This is a genomic window from Geodermatophilus siccatus (assembly GCF_900103785.1).
In the GTDB taxonomy this organism is placed as follows: Bacteria; Actinomycetota; Actinomycetes; order Mycobacteriales; family Geodermatophilaceae; genus Geodermatophilus; species Geodermatophilus siccatus.
In genome coordinates, this window is record NZ_FNHE01000003.1 from 303,890 (window position 1) to 323,695 (window position 19,806).

At 75.1% G+C, this 19,806-nt stretch carries 21 protein-coding genes and 1 tRNA gene; 7 read left to right on the plus strand and 15 right to left on the minus strand.

The genetic code is table 11. The features are described from left to right. The first annotated feature begins 53 nt into the window (after nt 1–53). Nucleotides 54–2,045: a putative bifunctional diguanylate cyclase/phosphodiesterase gene (locus BLS21_RS07370; RefSeq protein ID WP_091215825.1), complete on the plus strand. Its 1,992-nt coding sequence runs from the start codon at nt 54–56 to the stop codon at nt 2,043–2,045. Nucleotides 2,046–2,102: 57 nt separating this feature from the next. On the opposite strand, the gene BLS21_RS07375 is transcribed toward BLS21_RS07370, so the two are convergent. Both BLS21_RS07375 and BLS21_RS07380 read right to left on the minus strand, forming a co-directional pair. After that, entirely contained in the window at nt 2,103–2,975 is an 873-nt protein-coding gene (locus BLS21_RS07375; RefSeq protein WP_091215828.1) for a hypothetical protein, read from the minus strand. A 507-nt stretch (nt 2,976–3,482) separates the two neighbouring features. Next, nucleotides 3,483–3,563: transfer RNA gene (locus BLS21_RS07380), tRNA-Leu, on the minus strand. A 111-nt stretch (nt 3,564–3,674) separates the two neighbouring features. Between BLS21_RS07380 and BLS21_RS07385 the strand changes: the two genes are divergently transcribed. Both BLS21_RS07385 and BLS21_RS07390 read left to right on the plus strand, forming a co-directional pair. Beyond that, nucleotides 3,675–3,905, plus strand: coding sequence for a DUF3618 domain-containing protein (locus BLS21_RS07385; RefSeq protein WP_091215831.1), 231 nt, complete (start codon nt 3,675–3,677; stop codon nt 3,903–3,905). Between the two features lies 1 nt (nt 3,906). Beyond that, nucleotides 3,907–4,404 carry a DUF427 domain-containing protein gene (locus tag BLS21_RS07390; protein ID WP_091215834.1) on the plus strand — a complete coding sequence of 166 codons (498 nt, stop codon included), beginning with the start codon at nt 3,907–3,909 and terminating at the stop codon, nt 4,402–4,404. Nucleotide 4,405: 1 nt separating this feature from the next. Here BLS21_RS07390 and BLS21_RS07395 read toward each other — a convergent pair whose 3' ends face one another. Next, nucleotides 4,406–5,029: a TetR/AcrR family transcriptional regulator gene (locus BLS21_RS07395; RefSeq protein WP_091215837.1), complete on the minus strand. Its 624-nt coding sequence runs from the start codon at nt 5,027–5,029 to the stop codon at nt 4,406–4,408. Nucleotides 5,030–5,165: 136 nt separating this feature from the next. Here BLS21_RS07395 and BLS21_RS07400 point away from each other — a divergent pair, with 136 nt between their 5' ends. Continuing rightward, nucleotides 5,166–6,251 (plus strand): EAL domain-containing protein, encoded by a 1,086-nt coding sequence (locus BLS21_RS07400; RefSeq protein WP_091215841.1) that lies wholly within the window; start codon nt 5,166–5,168, stop codon nt 6,249–6,251. On the opposite strand, the gene BLS21_RS07405 is transcribed toward BLS21_RS07400, so the two are convergent. Continuing rightward, nucleotides 6,229–6,810: a histidine phosphatase family protein gene (locus BLS21_RS07405; protein ID WP_091215843.1), complete on the minus strand. Its 582-nt coding sequence runs from the start codon at nt 6,808–6,810 to the stop codon at nt 6,229–6,231. The two genes, BLS21_RS07400 and BLS21_RS07405, sit on opposite strands and share 23 nt — an antisense overlap. 118 nt (nt 6,811–6,928) lie before the next feature. Here BLS21_RS07405 and BLS21_RS07410 point away from each other — a divergent pair, with 118 nt between their 5' ends. Further along, nucleotides 6,929–7,783, plus strand: coding sequence for an aldo/keto reductase (locus BLS21_RS07410; RefSeq protein ID WP_091215845.1), 855 nt, complete (start codon nt 6,929–6,931; stop codon nt 7,781–7,783). An 81-nt stretch (nt 7,784–7,864) separates the two neighbouring features. On the opposite strand, the gene BLS21_RS07415 is transcribed toward BLS21_RS07410, so the two are convergent. Further along, nucleotides 7,865–8,344 (minus strand): STAS domain-containing protein, encoded by a 480-nt coding sequence (locus BLS21_RS07415; RefSeq protein ID WP_175479475.1) that lies wholly within the window; start codon nt 8,342–8,344, stop codon nt 7,865–7,867. Between the two features lie 174 nt (nt 8,345–8,518). Here BLS21_RS07415 and BLS21_RS07420 point away from each other — a divergent pair, with 174 nt between their 5' ends. Beyond that, nucleotides 8,519–9,673: an acyl-CoA dehydrogenase family protein gene (locus BLS21_RS07420; RefSeq protein ID WP_091215852.1), complete on the plus strand. Its 1,155-nt coding sequence runs from the start codon at nt 8,519–8,521 to the stop codon at nt 9,671–9,673. Nucleotides 9,674–9,868: 195 nt separating this feature from the next. On the opposite strand, the gene BLS21_RS07425 is transcribed toward BLS21_RS07420, so the two are convergent. The 5 genes from BLS21_RS07425 to BLS21_RS07445 form a co-directional block, all read right to left on the minus strand. Next, the gene (locus tag BLS21_RS07425) at nt 9,869–10,981 is read right to left on the minus strand and encodes an NAD-dependent epimerase/dehydratase family protein (protein ID WP_091215855.1); all 1,113 of its coding nucleotides are present in this window, start codon (nt 10,979–10,981) and stop codon (nt 9,869–9,871) included. Continuing rightward, nucleotides 10,974–12,263, minus strand: a complete 1,290-nt coding sequence (locus BLS21_RS07430; protein WP_175479476.1) for an MFS transporter — start codon at nt 12,261–12,263, stop codon at nt 10,974–10,976. Before BLS21_RS07430 ends, BLS21_RS07425 begins: the two co-directional genes overlap by 8 nt. Further along, a complete protein-coding gene (locus tag BLS21_RS07435; protein ID WP_175479477.1) occupies nt 12,260–12,844 on the minus strand; it encodes a winged helix-turn-helix domain-containing protein in 585 nt (194 codons plus the stop codon). The genes BLS21_RS07430 and BLS21_RS07435 overlap by 4 nt, the downstream gene beginning before the upstream one ends. A 102-nt stretch (nt 12,845–12,946) precedes the next feature. After that, complete coding sequence (locus tag BLS21_RS07440; protein WP_091215863.1) at nt 12,947–14,284, minus strand: MFS transporter; 1,338 nt, start codon at nt 14,282–14,284, stop codon at nt 12,947–12,949. Between the two features lie 46 nt (nt 14,285–14,330). Beyond that, nucleotides 14,331–14,516: a hypothetical protein gene (locus tag BLS21_RS07445; RefSeq protein WP_091215865.1), complete on the minus strand. Its 186-nt coding sequence runs from the start codon at nt 14,514–14,516 to the stop codon at nt 14,331–14,333. Nucleotides 14,517–14,603: 87 nt separating this feature from the next. Between BLS21_RS07445 and BLS21_RS07450 the strand changes: the two genes are divergently transcribed. After that, nucleotides 14,604–15,002, plus strand: a complete 399-nt coding sequence (locus BLS21_RS07450) for a nuclear transport factor 2 family protein (RefSeq protein ID WP_175479478.1) — start codon at nt 14,604–14,606, stop codon at nt 15,000–15,002. 19 nt (nt 15,003–15,021) lie between these two features. On the opposite strand, the gene BLS21_RS07455 is transcribed toward BLS21_RS07450, so the two are convergent. The 5 genes from BLS21_RS07455 to paaC all read right to left on the minus strand — a co-directional run bounded on the left by BLS21_RS07455 (nt 15,022) and on the right by paaC (nt 19,798). Next, nucleotides 15,022–16,368 (minus strand): MFS transporter, encoded by a 1,347-nt coding sequence (locus BLS21_RS07455; protein ID WP_245700140.1) that lies wholly within the window; start codon nt 16,366–16,368, stop codon nt 15,022–15,024. Between the two features lie 299 nt (nt 16,369–16,667). After that, nucleotides 16,668–17,114 (minus strand): thioesterase family protein, encoded by a 447-nt coding sequence (locus BLS21_RS07460; RefSeq protein ID WP_091215874.1) that lies wholly within the window; start codon nt 17,112–17,114, stop codon nt 16,668–16,670. A 171-nt stretch (nt 17,115–17,285) separates the two neighbouring features. After that, nucleotides 17,286–18,380, minus strand: coding sequence for a 1,2-phenylacetyl-CoA epoxidase subunit PaaE (gene paaE / locus BLS21_RS07465; protein ID WP_091215877.1), 1,095 nt, complete (start codon nt 18,378–18,380; stop codon nt 17,286–17,288). Nucleotides 18,381–18,383: 3 nt separating this feature from the next. After that, a complete protein-coding gene (gene paaD / locus BLS21_RS07470; protein ID WP_245700143.1) occupies nt 18,384–18,899 on the minus strand; it encodes a 1,2-phenylacetyl-CoA epoxidase subunit PaaD in 516 nt (171 codons plus the stop codon). A 5-nt stretch (nt 18,900–18,904) separates the two neighbouring features. Then, entirely contained in the window at nt 18,905–19,798 is an 894-nt protein-coding gene (gene paaC / locus BLS21_RS07475; RefSeq protein ID WP_245700146.1) for a 1,2-phenylacetyl-CoA epoxidase subunit PaaC, read from the minus strand. Between the last annotated feature and the right edge of the window lie 8 nt (nt 19,799–19,806).

Consider the following 19,806-nt stretch of genomic DNA (forward strand, 5'->3'; position numbering starts at 1 on the left):
CCCGATCCCTGTCCTGTCACCCGCACCGAGCGGGTGCGGTCGACGAGGGGATCATGCACCGCAACCGCTGGCCCGGCCGTGCGCGCGCCCGGCGCCCGTCCGCGACCGGGACGTGGCGCGGCCCGCGGTCGTCGACCCACACGGCGACCGCCGGTCTGGTCGCCGTCCTGCTGGTGCTCACCGCCTTCTCGGTGACCGCCGCCGTGACGAACGCCCGGGCCTCGGCGGACGTCGAGGAGAGCGTCGCGGTCTCCACGTGGTCACAGCGGGCCGAGCGCTCGCTGGAGCTGCAGGAGGAGCTGGTCGACCGGCTCGCGGTCGCGCCGGACGCCGAGCTGCGCGCCGAGTACGAGGAGAGCAGCGCGGCCACCCGCAGGGCCATCGAGGCGATGGGCTCCGTCGGAGGCGATGACCACGACGACCCGGTCGAGGAGTGGCTGCGGCTGCACGCCCGGTACGAGGACGCGGTCCGGGTGCTCCTGGACACCGCAGCGGGGAACCGCGGCAGGGCCGAGGAGTTCGAGGACACCTACGTCGACCCGCACTTCGACGCGCTCGAGGACCAGATCCAGGCGGAGGCGCAGCGGCACTGGGCCGCGGCCGACGAGGCGCTGGCGTTCGTCGGCGACGTCCAGCAGGTGCTGGTGGTCGCCACGCCGGTCCTGTTCGGCGTCGGGTTGGCCCTCGTCACCTGGTTCACGCTGGTCCTCACCCGCAGCCGGCGGGAGACCGTCGCGCAGGCCGAGCGCAACCGTCAGCAGGCGCTGCACGACGCGCTGACCGGCCTGCCCAACCGCACCCTGTTGCGCCGGCGTGCCGACGACGCGCTGACCGGACCCGGCGCCGGCGCGGTGGGGCTGGTGCTCATCGACCTCGACCGGTTCAAGGAGATCAACGACACCCTCGGCCACGCCTACGGCGACGTCGTCCTGCAGGCGGTGGCCGACCGGCTGCGGGCCACGGTCCGCGGCAGCGACACGGTGGCCCGGCTCGGCGGCGACGAGTTCGCCATCCTGCTGCCCAGCGTCGACGACGAGGAGTCGGCACGGCAGCTGGCCGACCGGGCGCTGGTCGCGATGGAGGCGCCGATCGAGGTCGACGGCGTCTCGCTGGACGTCGACGCCAGCATCGGCATCGCGCTGTCCGGCGTGCACGGGGACGACGTCGAGTCGCTGCTGCAGAACGCCGACATCGCGATGTACTCGGCCAAGGACCTCGGTTCGGGGGTCTGCGTCTACGACGTCTCGCTCAACGACCACAGCCCCGAGCGGCTGGGCCTGCTGGGCCAGCTGCGCCGGGCGATCGACACCGGGGAGCTGGTCCTGCACTTCCAGCCGAAGGTCGCGCTGCCCGGTGCCGAGGTGTGCGGTGTCGAGGCGCTGGTGCGCTGGGAGCACCCGCAGCGCGGTCTGGTCCCGCCCGCCGACTTCATCCCGCTCGCCGAGCGCACGCCGCTGATCCGGCCGCTGACCCGGTACGTGCTCGACGCCGCGCTCGAGCAGTGCGCCCGGTGGCGGGACGCCGGCCGGGTGCTGACCGTGGCGGTCAACGTCTCGGCGCGCAACCTCCTCGACGAGCACTTCGTGGAGGAGGTGCAGGAGCTGCTGGCGCGCCGCCGGGTGCCGGCGTCCAGCCTGGAGCTGGAGGTCACCGAGAGCGCGATCACCGCCGACCCCGACCGGGCCCGGCGGATCCTCACCCGGCTGGCCGACTGCGGCGTCACGCTCTCCATCGACGACTTCGGCGCGGGCTACACGTCCCTGGCGCAGCTGAAGGACCTCCCGGTCCACCAGCTCAAGATCGACCGCTCGTTCGTCGCGCGGATGGCGGCCGAGCCGAGCAACGCGCTCATCGTGCGCTCGGTGGTCGAGCTCGGGCACAACCTCGGTCTGACCACCGTCGCCGAGGGTGTCGAGGACGAGGCGACCTGCGACAGCCTGGGTGCGATGGGCTGCGACGTGGCGCAGGGCTACTACGTGTGCCGGCCGATGGCGGCCGAGCCGCTGGAGGCCTGGTTCGACGCGACGGTCGCCGTCCGCGCCTGAACGCGGAGACGCCCGCGGCCCGGTGCTCACCGGGACCGCGGGCGTCTCCGCGTCGGGTCAGGGGGTCGGCTCGGCCTCGGCCGCTGGCGAGGTGTCGTCCCCCGAGGACGAGCCCTGGGAGGAGTCCTGCTCGGACGAGCCCCGCGACGAGCCCGTCGGCTCGCTGCTCGTGGTCGGCCGCGCCTCCGAGGTCCGCGTCGGCGTGGCCGACCCGGTCTCGTCGCTGTCGGACGTCTCGTCCTCGTCCTCGTCCGACGACGTCGACTCCTCGTCGGAGCCGGTGGTCGGTGCGCTCGTCCCGGTCGCCGGCGCGGTGGTGGGGGAGGACGGCGACGACGGCTCCTCCTCCTGCTGCACGTCGGAGGACGACGACGCGTTGGTGATCGCACCGATCGTCGTCTCCTGCGACGTCTGCGTGCCGCCGACGAGCGCGGACACCGGCTTCTGCCCGATCAGCTCGATGCCGGTGATGACGCCCATGGCCACGACGAAGACGGCGGCGGCGTAGACGGCCACCCTCGTCCACCGGGGCCGGGGACGCCGGGCCGGGGCGCGGCGCGGGTCGAGGTGCGCGGGCAGCACCTGGGTCGCGGGAGTCGCAGGTGCGGCCGGGGCCACCTTGGTGTCTGCGACCGGCGACTGGCGCCCGGTGAGCTGGCTGCGGGCGGTGCGCAGCTTCTCGTTCGTCTTCTGCAGGGAGCTGCTGTAGAGGGCGGCGCTGACGGTGCTGATCACGCTGGCCAGCGCGGCGCCGATCAGGGTGCCGGCGAGACCGAAGAAGGAGGCCACCACGGCCGACGAGACCGAGGCCAGGGCACCGGCGGCGACCTGGGTGGCGCTCAGCTGGAGGCCCTTCGGCTGGTCCTTGTCTGTGTCCTTGTCCTCGATCTTCTCGGTTCGGTCGGTCGTCTCGGGGCGCGGGGAGGTCATGAGCTCCGACGGGGTCGATGGACGGTGCAGGGGGAGGGCGGCCGGGCCGGGCATCGGTGCGCGACGGGCCTGCCCCATCAGGCTACGGGTTCCTGTCGCTGCCCGTCCGGGATCGCTCACGCTCAGCAAGCCGCTGAGCTGCGCTGATGCGATCCTGTGATCCTGCTCTCGAAACGACGCGCCCTCACCCCTCGTGCAGGCGCTGCAACGGTGGTGTGTCGGCGGCCGGACACGTCCCGACCGGCCGGTCGTCCCGAGCCGGCCGTGGAGGGGCGCGACCGGTGCAGCGAGGCGGCCGGGGCCACGCGCTTCGAGCCCGACGTCGAGGTGGCCTGCCCCGCGGGGTGGACGGCGAGCCGGCGGGGCGCGTGGCCGTGGTGGAGGGGTTGGCCCCGCGCGCCGTCCGCGACGGTGCGGCGCACCTGCTGGCCGTGGTGGACGACGACCCCGCCCGTGCGTCCACGGCGGTCGAGCTCCGGGTCGCGCTCGGCTGGGGAGCCGCGACCGTGCGGGAGGGGGGAGTCGAACCCCCACGCCCGAAGGCACCAGATCCTAAGTCTGGCGTGGCTGCCGTTACACCACTCCCGCGTGACCCCCGAGCATAGGGAGCGGGGCCAGCGGGTTCGCGGAGCCGCCCGTGCGGGTGGCCTCCGGCCGACGGGCGCGCCCCGAGCGGCGCGGTCTGGCAGGCTGTCGGCCGTGCCTCGCGACCCTCGACAGATCCAGCTGGAGATCGACGCCGCCCGCGAGTCGCTCGCGGCGACCCTGGACCAGCTGGTCTACCGGAGCAGCCCGCAGCGACTGAAGGCGCAGGGGCAGGCCGCCGTCCAGCAGTTCCTGCAGACACCGGTGGGCATGGCGGCGGTCGGCGCGGTCGGCCTGCTCATGACCCTCGTCGTGGTCCAGAGGGTCCGGCACCGGAACGACTGACGTGCGTTCCCCGCGCCCCGACCCCGTGGGTCCGGGGCAGGAGTCGGTCTGGGACTACCCGCGCCCGCCCTCGGCCGAGGTGACCGGGCGGCGGGTCGTCGTCGAGCTCGGCGGCCGGGTGGTGGCGAGCACCGACCGCGCGGTGCGCGTCTGCGAGACCAGCCACCCGCCGGTCTACTACGTCCCGCGCGAGGACGTCGCCGAGGGCGTCCTCCAGCACGCTGCCGGCAGCTCGTGGTGCGAGTGGAAGGGCGCGGCCACCTACTGGGACGCCGTCGTCGACGGACGGCGGTACCCGGGCGTGGCCTGGTCCTACGAGGACCCGGTCGAGCGCTACGGCGCCCTGCGCGGAGCGATCGCCTTCTACCCGAGCCGGGTCGACCGCGCGGTGGTCGACGGCGAGACCGTGCGGGCACAGGCCGGCGACTTCTACGGCGGCTGGATCACCGACGAGGTCGTCGGCCCGTTCAAGGGGGAGCCGGGGACGCTCGGCTGGTGAGTCAGCCGGCCGGGCGGGCGTTGCGGAGCAGCGGCCGGACGACGGTCTCGAAGACCTCGTCGACGTAGGCAGCGTCCAGGGGCTCGCCGGTCAGCAGCCAGCGCTGGACGATCAGCGCGCTCATGGCCTCGGCCGTCACCGTCCCGCTCATGCCGGCGCGGACCTCGCCGCGCGCCTCGGCCCGGGCCCACATAGCGGCGAACGCGTTGCGCCACACGGCCAGCGGGCCGTTGCGGAAGGCCTCGACCAGGGTCGGCTGGTACTGCATCGCCGGGAGCAGCGAGCGGATCGCTGCACCCGCCGGGCTCTGCACGGTCGTGACGACCAGGTCCATGAGCGCTCGTGCGTCGCTCTCCACCGAGCCGGTGTCCGGCGGGACCGCGATCGCGCGGTTGATGTCCGAGAGCGTGTCCACCACCAGGTCGTGCTTGGTGCGCCATCGCCGGTAGATCGTCGCCTTGCCGACGCCGGCCTCCGCGGCCACGGCGTCCATCGTCAGCGCGCTGTACCCGACCTCCGCCAGGAGACGCAGGATGGCCGCCCGGATGACGCCGTCCCGGCTCGGGTCCCGGGGACGCCCGCCCCGCGAGGAGCGCACCGGCCCGGCCTCGTGCAGAACCACCATGAGTTGACCTTAGACATTCAAGTGAGCGACGACGACAGGTCTCGGGCTGCATGTCGCCGCATTTAGTGCCCTTGCACTACGATGACCGACCGCGCGCCTCTCGGGTCCGGTTGCACGCCTCGGTCATCCTCGTGCGGTGGCGAGCACCGACGGACGACTCCGGCGCCGGGAGTACTGGCACCTCCCCGGGCGGGCCATCCGGGTCCTGCTGGCGACCCCCGATGCACACCTGCTCTCCGAGGTGGCCCGCACGGCGCGGGCGCTGGGGCTGGGGGTGTCGTCGTCCCCGGACCTGCTCGACCTCGACGACGAGGACGGCGGCCGCGGCGTCGACCGGCTGTTCCGTCGGCTGGCCCGCGAGCTGACGACGGCGGAGGCCGAGGACCTGCGGGTGGCCACCGACCCGCCGGACGGCGGAGCGGCCCTGGCCGCGCGGCTGCTCACCGCCCCCACGCTCGCCGTCGAGCTGGCCCGCCGCGGGGTCACCGCGGAGATCGGCCTGCTGGCCGAGGCCGAGCTGTGGTCGGTGTACCAGCCGATCGTCCGGTTGGCCGACCGCGCCGTGGTCGCGCAGGAGGCGCTGCTGCGCGGGACGGTCGACGGTCAGGAGGTCGGGGCTGAGGACCTCTTCTTCGTCGCCGAGTGCGCCGACTGGCTGCCCCGGCTGGACCGGATCGGCCGCGAGTCGGCGATCGCCGGGGCGGCGTCCTGGCTCGGGGACGCCGACCTGTTCGTCAACTCGGACCCGGCGTCGGTGCACCGGCCGCAGGTGGAGCTGGCCGGCACCGTGCAGGCGCTGGAGGACGCCGGCATCGACCCGTCCCGGCTGGTCGTCGAGGTCGGCGAGGTCTCCGCCGTCCGGGACCGCGGGCACCTGCTGTCGGTGCTCGAGCACCACCGCTCGCGGGGCTGGCGGGTCGCGCTGGACGACGTCGCGGCGGGCTGGTCGAGCCGTTCGCTGATGGCCACCGTCCGGCCGGACGTCGTCAAGCTGGGCCGGCCGCTGGTGCAGGCGCTGCCCGACGACGGCGCGCGCACCATGGTCCGCTCGGTCGTCGAGCTCGCGCACACCCTGGGTGCCCAGGTCGTCGCCGAGGGCGTGGAGACCGAGCGGATCGCCGACGAGGTGACCCGGCTCGGCGCCGACCTGGGTCAGGGCTGGCTGTTCGGCCGCCCCGTCCCCCCGCCGATGGCACGGGTCAGTGCAGGCCCCAGCCGGTGAGCACCTGCCGGGCGTGCTCGTGCCCGAGGACCCCGTAGGAGCCGGCCGGTAGCGCGAGCAGTGCCCCCGCCCGGGGGTCCAGCCCCAGCCAGCGGGCCGAGAGGATGCGGAGCACGTGGCCGTGCGCGACGAGCATGACGTCGCCGTCCTCGAGCAGCGGCCGGGCGCGGTCGAGCACCCGGTCCACCCGCACGCCGACGTCCTGCAACGTCTCGCCGGGGGTGTCCCCGGGGATGGTGCCGTCGACCCACACCGACCAGGTGCGGCCCATCTCCTCGCTGATCTCCACCGTCGTCCGGCCCTCGTAGCCGCCGTAGTCGAGCTCCACGAGGTCCTCGTCGGTGGCGGTGGGCGTGAGTCCGGCCAGCTCGGCGGTCCGTCGCGCCCGCAGCCGGGGGCTCACCCACACGGCCGCGAACCTGCGGTCCCCGAACTCGCCGCGCAGCCGGCGGGCCTGCTCCTCGCCCTCGGGCAGCAGCGGCAGGTCGGTGACGCTGGTGTGCTGGCCGCTGAGGCTCCACTCGGTCTGCCCGTGCCGCAGCACCACGATCTCGCCCATGGGCCCTCCTAGCTGTGTGTCGGCGGTCACATCCTGGAAGAGCAACGCCCGGTGCGGGTGCTGCCGCGCACAGAGATCCCCGTGGCACCCGGCCGCGGGTCGACCCCCTGGAGGCAGCATGACCACGGTCGCGCCCACCGACACCTTCTCGATCGGCGGGGACCTGCCCGTCCACCGCCTCGGCTACGGCGCCATGCAGCTGCCCGGCCCCGGCGTGTGGGGCGAGCCGGCCGACCCGGAGAACGCCCGCCGCGTCCTGCGCGCCGCCGTCGAGCAGGGCGTGGACCTCATCGACACCGCCGACTCCTACGGCCCGGTGGTCAGCGAGCGGCTCATCGCCGAGGCGCTGCACCCGTACCCGGAGAACCTGGTCATCGCGACCAAGGCCTGCCTGACCCGGCAGGGCCCGGGCATCTGGACCCCGGTCGGCCGTCCGGCCTACCTCAAGCAGCAGGTGGAGCTGTCGCTCCGCACGCTGCGGCTGGAGCGCATCGACCTCATCCAGCTGCACCGCATCGACGCCGAGGTGCCGCTGGCCGACCAGCTCGGTGCCTTCAAGGAGCTGCAGGACGAGGGCAAGGTCCGCCACATCGGGGTGTCCGAGGTCTCCGTGGCCGAGCTCGAGCAGGCCCGCCAGATCGTCGACGTCGTGAGCGTGCAGAACCTCTACAACCTGACCAACCGGCAGTCGCAGGACGTCCTCGACCACGCCACCGAGCACGGCATCGCCTTCATCCCGTGGTTCCCGATCGCGACCGGTGACCTGGCCGCGCCGGACAGCCCGGTCGCCGACATCGCCCGGGAGCTCGACGCCACGCCGTCCCAGGTGGCGCTGGCCTGGCTGCTGCACACGTCGCCGGTCGTCCTGCCGATCCCCGGCACCAAGTCCCTCGAGCACCTGGCGGAGAACCTGGGCGCGGCCCAGGTGCGCCTCTCCGACGAGGACATGGCCCGCCTGGGCACCCTGGCCTGAGGCCCCCTGCAGCGTCCCGCCGACCCCGTCCCGCCGGCCCCGCCCTGAGCCTGCGAGGGGTGGGGAGGACGGGGTCCTCCATCAGCGCCAGCGGCGCAACGTCCCCGGGCGGACCTGCCGTCGCAGCGGCCGGTCCTCGGCGCGCCGCGCGGGTCGTGCCTGGTACGGCAGACCCGCGCGGCGCGCCGGGGGCGACGGGCGCGGCGTGGGCAGGGGGACGGCGGGACGCGGGTCGACCTCGTCCACGGGCCCGTCGAGCTCGAGCCGGTCGCCGAGCCCTGCGGAGCGGACCAGCCGGCGGGTGGCTGCGGGCGCGCCCACGACCCGGCAGGAGCGGCCGGCGGGCACGAGCTCGTCGGAGAAGACGGCCAGCGCCCACAGGCCGGAGCAGTCACGGAAGCAGGCCCCGGCGACGTCCACGACGACCGCCCCGCGTCCGACGACGGCGGCCTCCTGCAGGGCCCGCGTGAGCCGCGCGGCGGCCGGGACGTCCACGTCGCCGGTCAGCCGGACGACGACCTGGTCCGGAGCGGGGACCACAGCGATCTGCAGGTGCGGCACGGGGACTCCGACCAGGGGTGCTGCACCGCCGACGGTTTCGGGCGGTCCTTCCGAACGGTAGTGCCGCGCACCCTCGCCCACAACCCACCGTGCCTGGGTGACTGCGCAGCGCGCTGGCGTGTCCCCGGCGGCCCCGCTGCGGCAGCCGGCCGGGACGCGCGGCACCATGGCGGCGTGGACGCCGAGGACTTCCGCCAGGTCAGGGACGCCGTCCGGCAGCTCGTGCGGGAGGTCGTCATCCCGCTCGAGGAACGCATCGAGGACGAGGACCGCATCCCCGACGAGCTGCGCGCGCAGGCCGCCGAGATGGGCCTGTTCGGCTACGCGTTGCCCGAGGAGCACGGCGGCCTGGGCGTCACGATGGCCGAGGACGTCGAGCTGGCCTTCGAGTTCGGCTACACCACCCCGGCGTTCCGCTCGCTGTTCGGCACGAACAACGGCATCGCCGGTCAGGTGATCGCGAAGTTCGGCAGCGACGAGCAGAAGAAGACGTACCTGCCGCGGCTGGCCTCGGGTGAGCTGATCGGCTCCTTCGCCCTGACCGAGGCCGAGGCGGGCTCGGACCCCGCGGGGCTGCGCACCACCGCCCGGCGGGACGGCGACGGCTGGGTGCTCACCGGGGCCAAGCGCTACATCACCAACGCGCCGATCGCCGACCTGTTCGTCGTCTTCGCCCGCAGCGACCCGGCCGAGAGGGGCGGGCGGGGCATCTCCAGCTTCGTCGTCGACGCCAGGACGCCCGGGGTCACCGTCGGCCCCAAGGACCGCAAGATGGGCCAGGCCGGCGCCTGGACGGCCGAGGTCTTCCTCGACGACGCCCGCGTGCCCGCCGACGCGCTGATCGGCGAGGAGGGCCGCGGCTACGCCAAGGCGCTCACCGTGCTCTCCCGCGGCCGGCTGCACATCGCCGCGCTCTGCGTCGGGATGGCGCAGCGGGTGCTGAACGAGTCGGTGGCCTACGCCGCGACGGCGAAGCAGGGGGGCGCCCCGGTCGGCCGGTTCCAGCTGGTGCAGGCGCTCATCGCCGACACGCACGCCGAGCTGCTGGCCGGGCGGGCCATGGTCCGCGACGTCGCCGCCCGCTACGACACCGGCGAGGACACCTCCATCGGGCCGTCGTCGGCGAAGCTCTTCTGCACCGAGATGGTCGGCCGGGCCGTCGACCGCGCGGTGCAGGTGCACGGGGGCCTGGGCTACCTGCGGACGACGCCCGTCGAGCGCTTCTACCGCGACGCCCGGCTCTACCGGCTCTACGAGGGCACCAGCGAGGTGCAGCGGGTGATCATCGGCGGCGGGCTGCTGCGCGACGCCGGCATGCCGCGCGGCTGAGGGAGGACCCCCTCACCCCACCGTGGCAGGACCCCGTCCTCCGCTCGACGGACCCCCTCGCCGCCGGCACCCGCGCCGGCGAGGGGGTCCGGGGAGCACCGACCGCACCGCCTCCCGCCACGAGGTGCCGGCCTCCCGGCCGGCGCAGCCGTCGCGGTCGGCGGGGGCGGAGAAGTCGACCGGCACGGTGCTCGGTCAGCGCGGCCCGGGCACGTTGGCCGGGTCGTCGGCGGGGTCGCGCTCGGGGCCGCCGGCCGGGCGCAGCAGCGCGCCCGGCGCGCCCTCGCCGCGGCCGAGCGCGGCGACGAACTGCCGCAGCACCTCGTCCCCGGGGTGCTTCGGGGACCACTCCAGCAGCCGGCGGGCGCGGGAGCTGTCCAGCGCCGGCGCCTGCAGGGCGATGTCGAGCCAGCCGGGCTCGGTGGGCACGAGGCGGGCGTGGAAGGCGGCCGACAGCGCCGCCCGCACCGCGACCGCCGGCACCGGCACCCGCACCGCGCCCAGCGTGCGGGCGAGCGAGTCGGCGTCGAAGGTCGGCTCGGCGGCGAGGTTGAACGGCCCGGGGGCGCGGCGGTCCAGCATCGCGACCAGCGCGTCGGCGACGTCGTCGGCGTGCACGACCTGCACCCGCAGCGAGGGCAGCGGCAGCGGCAGCAGCCTGGCCACCGAGCCGGGCAGCAGGCGGGCGGCGCCGAACAGCAGCGGCCCCAGGAAGTAGCGGCCGATCTCGCTGCTGGCCTCCGGCTGCAGCACCAGGGTCGGGCGCACCACGGTCAGCGTCGTCCCCTCGCGGGAGCCGAGCTGCTCGCGGACGACGAGTTCGGCCTGCGACTTGTCGCGGCTGTACTGGGCGCTGGGGATGCCGGTGACCGGCCAGTCCTCGGCGACCTCCCGGTCGCCGCCGCCGGGGGCGTAGGCGCCGAGCGAGGACAGGTGCACGAAGTGCTGCACGCCCGCGCCGGCCGCGGCGCGCGCCAGCCGTCGGGTGCCGTCCACGTTGACCCGGTGCAGCCGCTCGGGCTGCCGGCCCGGCTGCAGCGCCCACGCCAGGTGGACGACGGCGTCGACGCCGTCGAGGAACCGGGTGAGCTCGTGCTCGCTGCGGGTCTCGCCGAGGTCGGCGAGGTGCCACCGGACGCCGTCGTAGGGCGCGATCGAGGGCGGCTGCCGCCGGACCAGCCCCCGCACCTCGGCCACGCCGCTGCCGGGTGCGGTGAGCCGGCGCAGCAGCGCCGTCCCCACGTTCCCGCTGGCGCCGGTGACGGCGACCCTCAGGCCCTTCAGGTGGTTGCTGGTCGGTTCAGCCATGCCCCGGCGCTACCCCCGCCGCGGCCGGTGTACCCGGGCCCGGCGCCGTGGAGTGCCGCGGGCGCAGCCCGACGGACACCAGCCCCACCGCCAGCAGCGCCGCGGCGGCGGCGAGGAAGCCGGCGCCGGTGCCCGCGACCTCCGCCAGCCGGGGCACCAGCAGGCTGCCGCCGAGGGCGCCGACCTGCAGGGCCAGCGACGACGCCGACAGCGTGGTGGCGCGCTGGCCCGCGGCCACCTGCCCGTGCAGCACCTGCTTCCACAGCGGCCAGGCCGCCGCGTTCGCCACGTGGTAGACGGCGAACAGCCCGCCCAGGGCGAGCGGTCCCGCGACCGCCACCGTCGCGACGGCGAGCGCGCCGAGCACCGCCAGCCCGCTGGTGGCGCCCGCCACCGAGCCGCGGGCCAGCCGTCGGACGGCCGGCGCCAGCAGGGCACCGAGCCCCGCCGCGGCGTAGGAGACGGCCATGACCACGCCGAAGACGGCGGCCCCCTCGGTGCGGCTGCCGGTGAGGTCGGCGACGTGCAGCGGGCCGAGCAGCTCGAGCGTGGTCAGCACGGCCCCGACCAGCAGCGAGACGGCGAGCACCCGTCGCAGCAGGCGGTCGCGCGACACCAGCCGCGCGGTGTCGCGGACGGCGGCGGGCACGGCGCGGACGCCGGCGCCCAGCGCGGGAAGACCCGAGCCGCGGGGCGTGCCCACGGGGACGACGAGGACGGCGACGGCCGCGACCGAGACCAGCGACAGCGCCGCGGCCAGCAGCACCGGGAGGACCAGCACCGCGTCGCCGGCGCCGTCGGCGAGCAGCGGCAGCAGCCCGCCGAGCACCGCGCCCAGGCACAGGCCCGCCCCGTCCGCGGCGCCCGCCCGCGACAGGCCCGGGGTCACGTCGGCGTCGGTGTCTGCGGCGTGGACGGCGTCGACGTACCAGGCCTCCAGCGGCCCGGAGTCCAGCGCCCGCCCGACGCCCTTGAGCGCCCAGGCCAGGGCGAAGAGCGCAGTGCTGTCGGCGACGGCCAGGAGCAGCAGCCCGGCGGTGGTCATCAGCCCGGCGAGCACCAGGACCGGCCGGTGGCCGAGGGCGTCGGCCAGCCCGCCCGTGGGCAGCTCGAGGAGCAGGACGACGACCGAGTAGACGGCGACGACGACCCCGATGTCGGCGGGGGACAGGCCCCGGGCCGAGGCCAGCAGCACGGTCACCGGCGCACCGAGCCCGACCGGCAGCCAGTGCAGCGCGGTCAGCCCGACGTAGCGGCGGGTGGCGGAGCGGACGCCGGTCACGACGGGTGCTCCACGAGCCGGAACACGTCGACCAGCACCTGCACCAGCGGCTGGCCGGGCTCCTCCCGCCCGGCGCGCCACCGCTCCAGGACGTCGTTGAGCTCGTCGACCAGCGCCCGGGCCCCGGCGGGGGAGAGGTGCAGCGCCCAGTCGTTGAGCGAGGTCGCGTCCCGCCAGGCCTCGTCGAGCTGCTCCCGCTGCGCCGCGTGCGCGGCCAGCAGTCGGCGCTGCGTCGCCAGGTTCTGGTGGGTCAGCTCCTCGACCACCTCGCGCCCGCCGGGCCGGCCGACGACGTCCTCGGTGTTCCAGCGGGTGCTGCGGTGCAGGGCGCGCCACCACCGCTCGCGGCCGGTGCCCTCCCCGGGCACCTCCTCGACGAGACCGAACCCGGCCAGTTGGCGCAGGTGGTAGCTGGTGCTGCCGCTGCTCTCGCCGAGCCGCTGCCCCAGCTTCGAGGCGGTCGAGGGCCCCTCGGCGCGCAGCAGGCCCAGCAGGGCCGCGCGCAGCGGGTGGGCGACGGCGCGGAGGACCCGCGGGTCACGGACGTCGACGGCCGGGGTCGGCGGGGTCTGCTCGGTCACCCTCCCGAGGCTAGGGGTGCAGAGATCTGTTTGCAAATAGTCCTTTGCACTCCTGGGTGCATCGATCGTCGGCGACCGGGTGTCGCGATCACCGCGGAGGAGTCAGGGGACAGGGGTATCCAGCGACTCGCCGCGGCGCTCGGGCAGCGCCCAGCCGGCCAGCGCGGCGAGCACGAAGAAGGCGGCGAAGGTGCCGAACACCAGGCCGTTGCCGCCGGCGGCGAGCAGCGGCGGCACGCACAGCGGCGCGACGATCGAGGCGATCCGGCCGAAGCCGGCAGCCGCGCCGGCACCGGTGGCACGCAGCGCGGTGGGGTAGACCTCCGGCGTCACGGCGTAGACCGCGCCCCAGGCGCCGAGGTTGAAGAAGGACAGCGCCATGCCGGTGACCAGGACTGCGGTGTCGCCGGCGGCCAGCGCGAACAGCCCGGCGCCGACGGCGGAGCCCAGCAGGAAGACCACCAGCGTCGGCCGGCGGCCCCACCGCTCGATGAGGACCGCCGCGGCGGCGTAGCCGGGCAGCTGGGCCAGCGTGATGAGCATCGTGAAGCCGAACGAGCGGACCAGCGAGAAGCCCGAGGCGACCAGTAGCGTGGGCAGCCAGATGAACGCCCCGTAGTAGGCGAAGTTGATGCCGAACCAGACCGTCCACAGCGCCGCCGTCCGCCGACGGGAGCCCGGTGCCCACAGCTCACCCGGTCGGGCGGCCGGCACCGGCCGAGCCGGGGCCGACGGCACCGGCGCCACGCCGGCCGCCGACTCGAAGCGGCGCACCGCGGCCTCGGCCTCGTCGGTCCGGCCGCGCAGCTCGAGGAAGCGCACCGACTCCGGCAGCCCGCGGCGCACCACGACCGCGTACAGGGCGGGGGCGGCGCCCAGCGCCAGCGCCCACCGCCAGCCCGCGTCACTGCCCGGGACGACGAGGTAGCCGATCAGCGCCGCCAGCAGCCAGCCGACCGCCCAGAACGCCTCGAGCAGCACGACGACCCGGCCGCGCACCCGGGCGGGTGCGTACTCGCTGACCAGGGTGGAGGCGACCGGCAGCTCGGCGCCCAGCCCCAGGCCGATGAGGAACCGGAAGACCAGCAGCGAGGCCACCGACCAGGCGAGTGCGGCGGCGCCGGTGGCCACGCCGAAGACCAGCAGGGTGAGCGCGAAGACCTGCCGCCGGCCGATCCGGTCGGCCAGCAGCCCGCCGAGCGTGGCGCCCAGCGCCATCCCGACGAAGCCGATCGAGCCGATCCAGGACAGCTCGGTGGGGGTGAGCGACCACTGGACGGCGAGCGCGGCCATTACGAAGGAGATGAGGCCGACGTCCATGGCGTCCAGCGCCCAGCCCAGCCCGGAGCCCACCACGAGCCGGCCGTGCTCGCGGGTGAAGGGCAGCCGGTCGAGCCGCTGCGCGCGGCTGGCCGAGGTGGTGGTCGCGTCGGTGCTCACGGGCGGCCGCGTACCCCGCGCACCGCACGGTCACGCGGCGGGCGGGTCAGCCGTCGCCGTCCTGGTCGCCGCCCTCGACCTCCTCCTCGACCTCGTTGCCGGCGTCCTCGACCTCGCGCTCGACGCCGTCGTCCACGGTGTCCGAGCCACACGCGGCGGTGGTGAACGAGGTCGCGGCGATCGCGATGCCGGCGGCGGCCAGGCGCCAGCGGCGGGTGCGGGTGGTCGTCACGGGGTCCTCCCGGGGTCGGCTGCGGTCGGGGTCCGGATGTGCCCTCGCGGGGAGCACTCCATGCGCCCGGCGGCTACGGTCGCGGTCGTGACCGGACAGCTGGCGGTCGTCGAGGCCTGGCTGCACGCGGTGGACCGCGCCGACGCCGTGGCCGCCATGGCGCTGTGCGCGCCGGACCTCGAGGTGGTCGGGCCGCGGGGCAGCGTGCGCGGTCGCGAGGTGCTCGGCCCGTGGATGGCCCGGGCGGGGTTCACCGCCCGCCCGCTGCGCTGGTTCTGCGGCGCCGGGGGTGCGGTCGTCGTCGAGCAGGACGCCACCTGGGCCGACCCCGCGACGGGCGACGAGCGGGGCCGGGCCGCCGTCGCGTCGGGGTTCCTCGTGGCCGACGGCGTCATCACCCGGTTTCGGCGCCACGACGACGGGCTGCCCGCCGCGCTCGCCGCCGCCGGGCTGCGGGGGGCCGACGAGGTGGCCGCGCGGGGCTGACCGGGCCGGGCGGCGGGCGTCAGGTCCGGCGGCCCAGCTCGTCCGCCGCCTCGGGGTGCTCGCGCAGGTACTGGTCGTGGGCCTCGGCGACCCGGAGGTCGTTCCCCCTGGTCTCGCCGGCGACGGTCACCGCCGCGAAGGAGACGAGGCACAGGGCCATGATGTAGAGGCCGACCGACCCCGACCACCCGGTCGACTCCAGGAGGAGCTGGGCGATCATCGGGGCGAAGGCGCCGCCCAGGATCGCGCCGAGCGCGTAGCCGATGGACACGCCGGAGTAGCGGACCGCGACGGGGAACATCTCCGCGTACATGGCCGACATCGGCCCGTAGGAGAGACCCAGCCCGATGGTCAGCAGGAACAGTGCGAACCCGTACAGCCAGATGTTGCGGGAGTCGATCAGCAGGAACAGCGGGATCATCCAGACGAACACCAGTGCGTAGCCGATCTGGAAGGTGCGCACCCGGCCGATGCGGTCGGAGAGGGCGCCGCCGTACATGGTGAAGACCAGCCAGCCGAACGAGGCCAGCGTGGTCGCCAGGAGCACCGACTCGCGCGGCATCTCCAGGGCGCCGGTGGCGTAGGCGATGAAGAACGCGATGAGCAGGTAACCCGCGGCGTTGTTCGCCACGAAGATCAGCGCGGTGAGGACGACCTCCTTGGTGTTGCTCCGGAAGAGGTCGCGCAGCGGTGCCGAGGACTCCTTCCGCCGCAGCCGCATCTCCTTGAAGACGGGGCTCTCCTCGACGGCGCGCCGGATGAGGTAGCCGATGACGATCAGGACGACCGAGAGGAGGAACGGGATCCGCCAGCCCCACGACTGGAACTGCTCCGGCGTCGTCACGGTGCTCAGGACCCACAGCACGCCCGTCGCGAGGATCATCCCGATCGGCACGCCGATCTGCGGGTACGCGCCGAAGAACCCACGGCGGCCGACCGGTGCGTGCTCGACGGACATCAGCGCCGCACCGCCCCACTCCCCGCCCGCCGAGAAGCCCTGCAGGACCCGCAGGAGGACGAGCAGGGCCGGCGCGGCGACGCCGATCTGCTCGTAGGTCGGGAGCAGGCCGATCAGGGCGGTCGCGGCACCCATCAGCACGAGGGTGAAGACGAGCATCTTCTTGCGGCCCAGCCGGTCGCCGAAGCGCCCTGCGACGATGGCGCCCAGGGGGCGGAACAGGAAGCTGATCCCGATGGTCGCGAGCGAGATGACCGTGGCGAGCCCGGGCGAGTCCTCGCTCACCGGCGCGAGGAACAGCGGCGCCAGCACCAGGCCGGCCGCCTGGGCGTAGATGAAGAAGTCGTACCACTCGATGGTGGTGCCGGCGAGGGTGCCTGCGAGGACCTTGCGTTCCTCGGAGCTCATCCGCTGACGGGTGTGCGGTGCGGTGTCCGTTCGAGCCGACATCGGGACCCCAGGGGTGCGACCGGGCTGTTACTGACCGAAAGGTCAGTAATCTGACGGCGCCAAGGTATCGGAGTGTGGCGGTGGGCACAACGGTGTGCGGGTGCCCGGCCGCGGAGCAGCCTGCACCCGAGCGCAGCAGCTGCCGAACGCGTACCCGGGGACCGACGCGCACGCCCGCCTCGCCGCCTTCCTCGGGCGCAGCCCTGCGCTGACAGCTGGAGCACCGCAGCACCCCGGCTGTGGAGTCGACGGGGCGGTCAGTCCGTGCGGCGCCGGGCGTCACCCGGTCCGGCTCGACGGACGCGCTCACGCGCGCCCTCCCCGATGCGGGCCTCCAGCACCTCCTGCGGGAGGACGGCCTGGACGGTCGTCCCCCGCCCCAGCTCGCGGCCGTCGGCGTCGACGGCGCTGCACTCGCAGGTGAGCCGGTTCCCCCGCACCGCCACGCAGCGGGCCGTCACCCGGATGGCGTCGCCGACCCAGCTCGGACCGAGGTGCTCGACCGACACCGACCGCCCGATGCCGGCCTCGCCCGGCTGGAGGTGGCGGAGCAGCAGCTTCCGGCCGGCCTCCTCGAAGTGCTTGGCCATCGAGTAGGTCGCGTACACGGGGTGCACCGGTCCGAGCTCGTCGAACCGGACGGTCATCTCCGGCGTCACCACCACGTCCAGCTCGGCGACCGCCCCGACGGGGACGGGGATCACGCGGGCACCCAGCGGGCCGGCCGCTCCCCCCGGGAGGCGGCGGTGCCCTCCTGTCTCCCCTCGGTGGCGGAGGGGTGCGCGGACGGAGCCAGGGGGTCCGGCAACCGCTCGACCAGCGGCCCGGTCCGCGCTGCACGCAGCAGCCGCTCGGTCTCGGCCAGGACCATCGGGTCAGGCGTCGAAGTCCACGGTGACGGCGTCGGACACGGGCACCGACTGGCAGGTCAGCACGTAACCGGCCTCGACCTCCTTCGGCTCGAGGGCGTAGTTCCGCCGCATCTCCACCTCCCCGTCGGTGACCCGCGCCCGGCACGTGCCGCAGACCCCGCCCTTGCACGCGAACGGCAGGTCCGAGCGGACCCGTTGGGCGGAGTCCAGCACGGTCTCGTCCTTGGGCAGGGCCAGCGTGGTCGACCGGCCGTCGAGGACGACGGTGACCTGGCTGCTCGGGCCCTCGACGGTCTGGTCGTCGCCGCGGACGGGCTGCGGTGGGACGTCGTCGACGTAGAAGAGCTCCTGGTGCACCTTGTCGGTCGGCACACCCAGTTCGGCCAGGAGGTCGCGGGCGTCGCCGACCATCCCGTGCGGGCCGCACAGCCACCAGTGGTCGACGTGCTCGACGTCGACGAACGCGTCGATCAGCGCGTGCAGCCGGCCGCGGTCGAGCCGGCCGCTGGTCAGCTCGGCGTCCCGCGGCTCGCGGGACAGCACGTGCACCAGCTGCAGCCGGGTGCCGTAGCGGTCCTTCAGGTCGGCGAGCTCGTCGGCGAACATGACGGTGTTGGTGCGCCGGTTGCCGTAGAAGACGGTGACGGTCGACCGCCCGTCGCGCAGCACGCTGGCGGCCAGCGAGAGCGCCGGGGTGATGCCGGAGCCGGCGACGACGAAGACGTGGTCGGCCGGGACGGAGAGGTCGGCGGTGAAGGTGCCCGACGGCGGGAGCACCTCGATCTCGTCGCCCGGCCGCACCTCGTGCACGAGGTAGGAGGAGAAGAAGCCGCCGGGCACCTCGCGCACGCCCACCCGGGGCGCGGCACCGACCGGCGCGCAGATGGAGTAGGACCGCCGCTCGTCGCGGTCGCCGTCCACCCGGCGCAGGGTGAGGGCCTGACCGGGCTTGAACGCGTAGTCCTCGGCCAGCTCCGGCGGGACGTCGAAGGTGACGGCGACCGCGTCGTCGGTCAGCTGCTCCACGCGGGCGACCCTCAACGGGTGGAACTGCGGCCGGCGTCGGGCGGGGACTGCCGGGGCCTCGGCGGTGGTCACGGGTCAGATCTCCTTGACGTGCTCGAACGGCTCGCGGCAGCTGCGGCAGCGGCGGAGGGCCTTGCAGGCGGTCGCGCTGAACTCGCTGAGCTCCTCGGTGTCGGGCGAGCCGCACTGCGGGCAGGTGGCGGTGCGGCGGGTCGGGCCGAGCTGCAGCGGCACCGGGCCCGCAGGGCGGACCGGCGCCCTGCCCGGAGGGGCGATGCCGCCGGCGGCGAGCTTCCGCCGGCCCTCCTCGCTGATCCAGTCGGTGCTCCACGCGGGGGAGAGCACCGTGCGGACGTCGACCCGGGGGAAGCCCGCGCGGTGGAGGGCGTGCAGGAGGTCGGCGCGCATGACGCCCATCGCCGGGCAGCCGGAGTAGGTGGGCGTGATGTCGACGACCACCGTGCCGTCGTCCTCGGTCCGCACGTCCCGCAGCACGCCGAGGTCGGCGAGGGTGAGCATCGGCAGCTCGGGGTCGGTGACGGTCTCGGCGATGGCCCGGGCGTCGGTCGTGGTGGCCGGCTCGAGGGGCACGGCGCTCACCACGTCGCCGCCGGGTGCTGCCGGGCCAGCCCCTGCAGCGTGCCGAGCAGCTCGGCCAGCTCCGGGCCGTGCTCGCCGACGCGCCCGCGCGGGGCCGTGTCGGCCGGCCACGCGGGCACCCGCAGCGTCGCCTGGTCGAGCACCTGCGTCAGCACGGACGAGACCTCCTCGCGGACGTCGGCCGGGTCGACGGCGACGCCGGCCTCCGTGAGCCGCCGCTCGACGTCGGTGGCGGTGAACACGTCGGCCAGCAGCGGCCACACGGTGTCGGCCGCCGCCTGGGCGCGTCGGTGCGACTCCGCGGTGCCGTCGCCGAGGCGGAGCACCCAGCGGGCGGCGTGGTCGCGGTGGTAGGCCAGCTCGTTGACGCCCTTGGCGGCGATCGCCGCGAGCACGGGGTCGCGGGAACCGCGGAGGCGGGTGAAGACGGCCAGCCGGACGGTGGCGGCCACGAGGAGCCGGACCATCGTCCGGGCGAAGTCGCCGTTGGGGGCCTCGACCAGACCGGAGTTGCGGAACTCGTCGAGGTCCCGGAAGTAGGCGAGCGCGTCCTCGTCGGGGATGCTCTCGGTGGCCCTGTCCCGGGACCGGCCCAGCACGCCCACCGAGCCGGCACGAGCCAGCAGCAGCCGGGCCTGGCCGAGCAGGTCGAGCGCCACGTTGGCGATCGCCACCTCCTCCTCGAGCTCCGGCGCGGCGGTGATCCACTGCGTCAGCCGCTGGGCGAGCACCAGGGCGTCGTCGCCGAGCACCAGGCAGTACTCGCCGAGGTCGGCGGGGTCGATGCCGTCGGGGACGGTGGTGTCGACGCCGGCGAGGGGCTCGTCGAACCCGGTGCCGAACGCCCAGTGCCCCTCGCCGCCGTGCGCGTGGTCCAGGGCCTCGTACACGGTCTCCT

What these genes read in the sequence shown, in the direction of transcription:
- BLS21_RS07405 (WP_091215843.1), bottom strand. Translation starts at nt 6,810, where the DNA reads ATGGGCGAGATCGTGGTGCTGCGGCACGGGCAGACCGAGTGGAGCCTC.
- BLS21_RS07370 (WP_091215825.1), top strand. Translation starts at nt 54, where the DNA reads ATGCACCGCAACCGCTGGCCCGGCCGTGCGCGCGCCCGGCGCCCGTCC.
- BLS21_RS07410 (WP_091215845.1), top strand. Translation starts at nt 6,929, where the DNA reads ATGACCACGGTCGCGCCCACCGACACCTTCTCGATCGGCGGGGACCTG.
- BLS21_RS07375 (WP_091215828.1), bottom strand. Translation starts at nt 2,975, where the DNA reads ATGACCTCCCCGCGCCCCGAGACGACCGACCGAACCGAGAAGATCGAG.
- BLS21_RS07455 (WP_245700140.1), bottom strand. Translation starts at nt 16,368, where the DNA reads ATGAGCTCCGAGGAACGCAAGGTCCTCGCAGGCACCCTCGCCGGCACC.
- BLS21_RS07395 (WP_091215837.1), bottom strand. Translation starts at nt 5,029, where the DNA reads ATGGTGGTTCTGCACGAGGCCGGGCCGGTGCGCTCCTCGCGGGGCGGG.
- BLS21_RS07425 (WP_091215855.1), bottom strand. Translation starts at nt 10,981, where the DNA reads ATGGCTGAACCGACCAGCAACCACCTGAAGGGCCTGAGGGTCGCCGTC.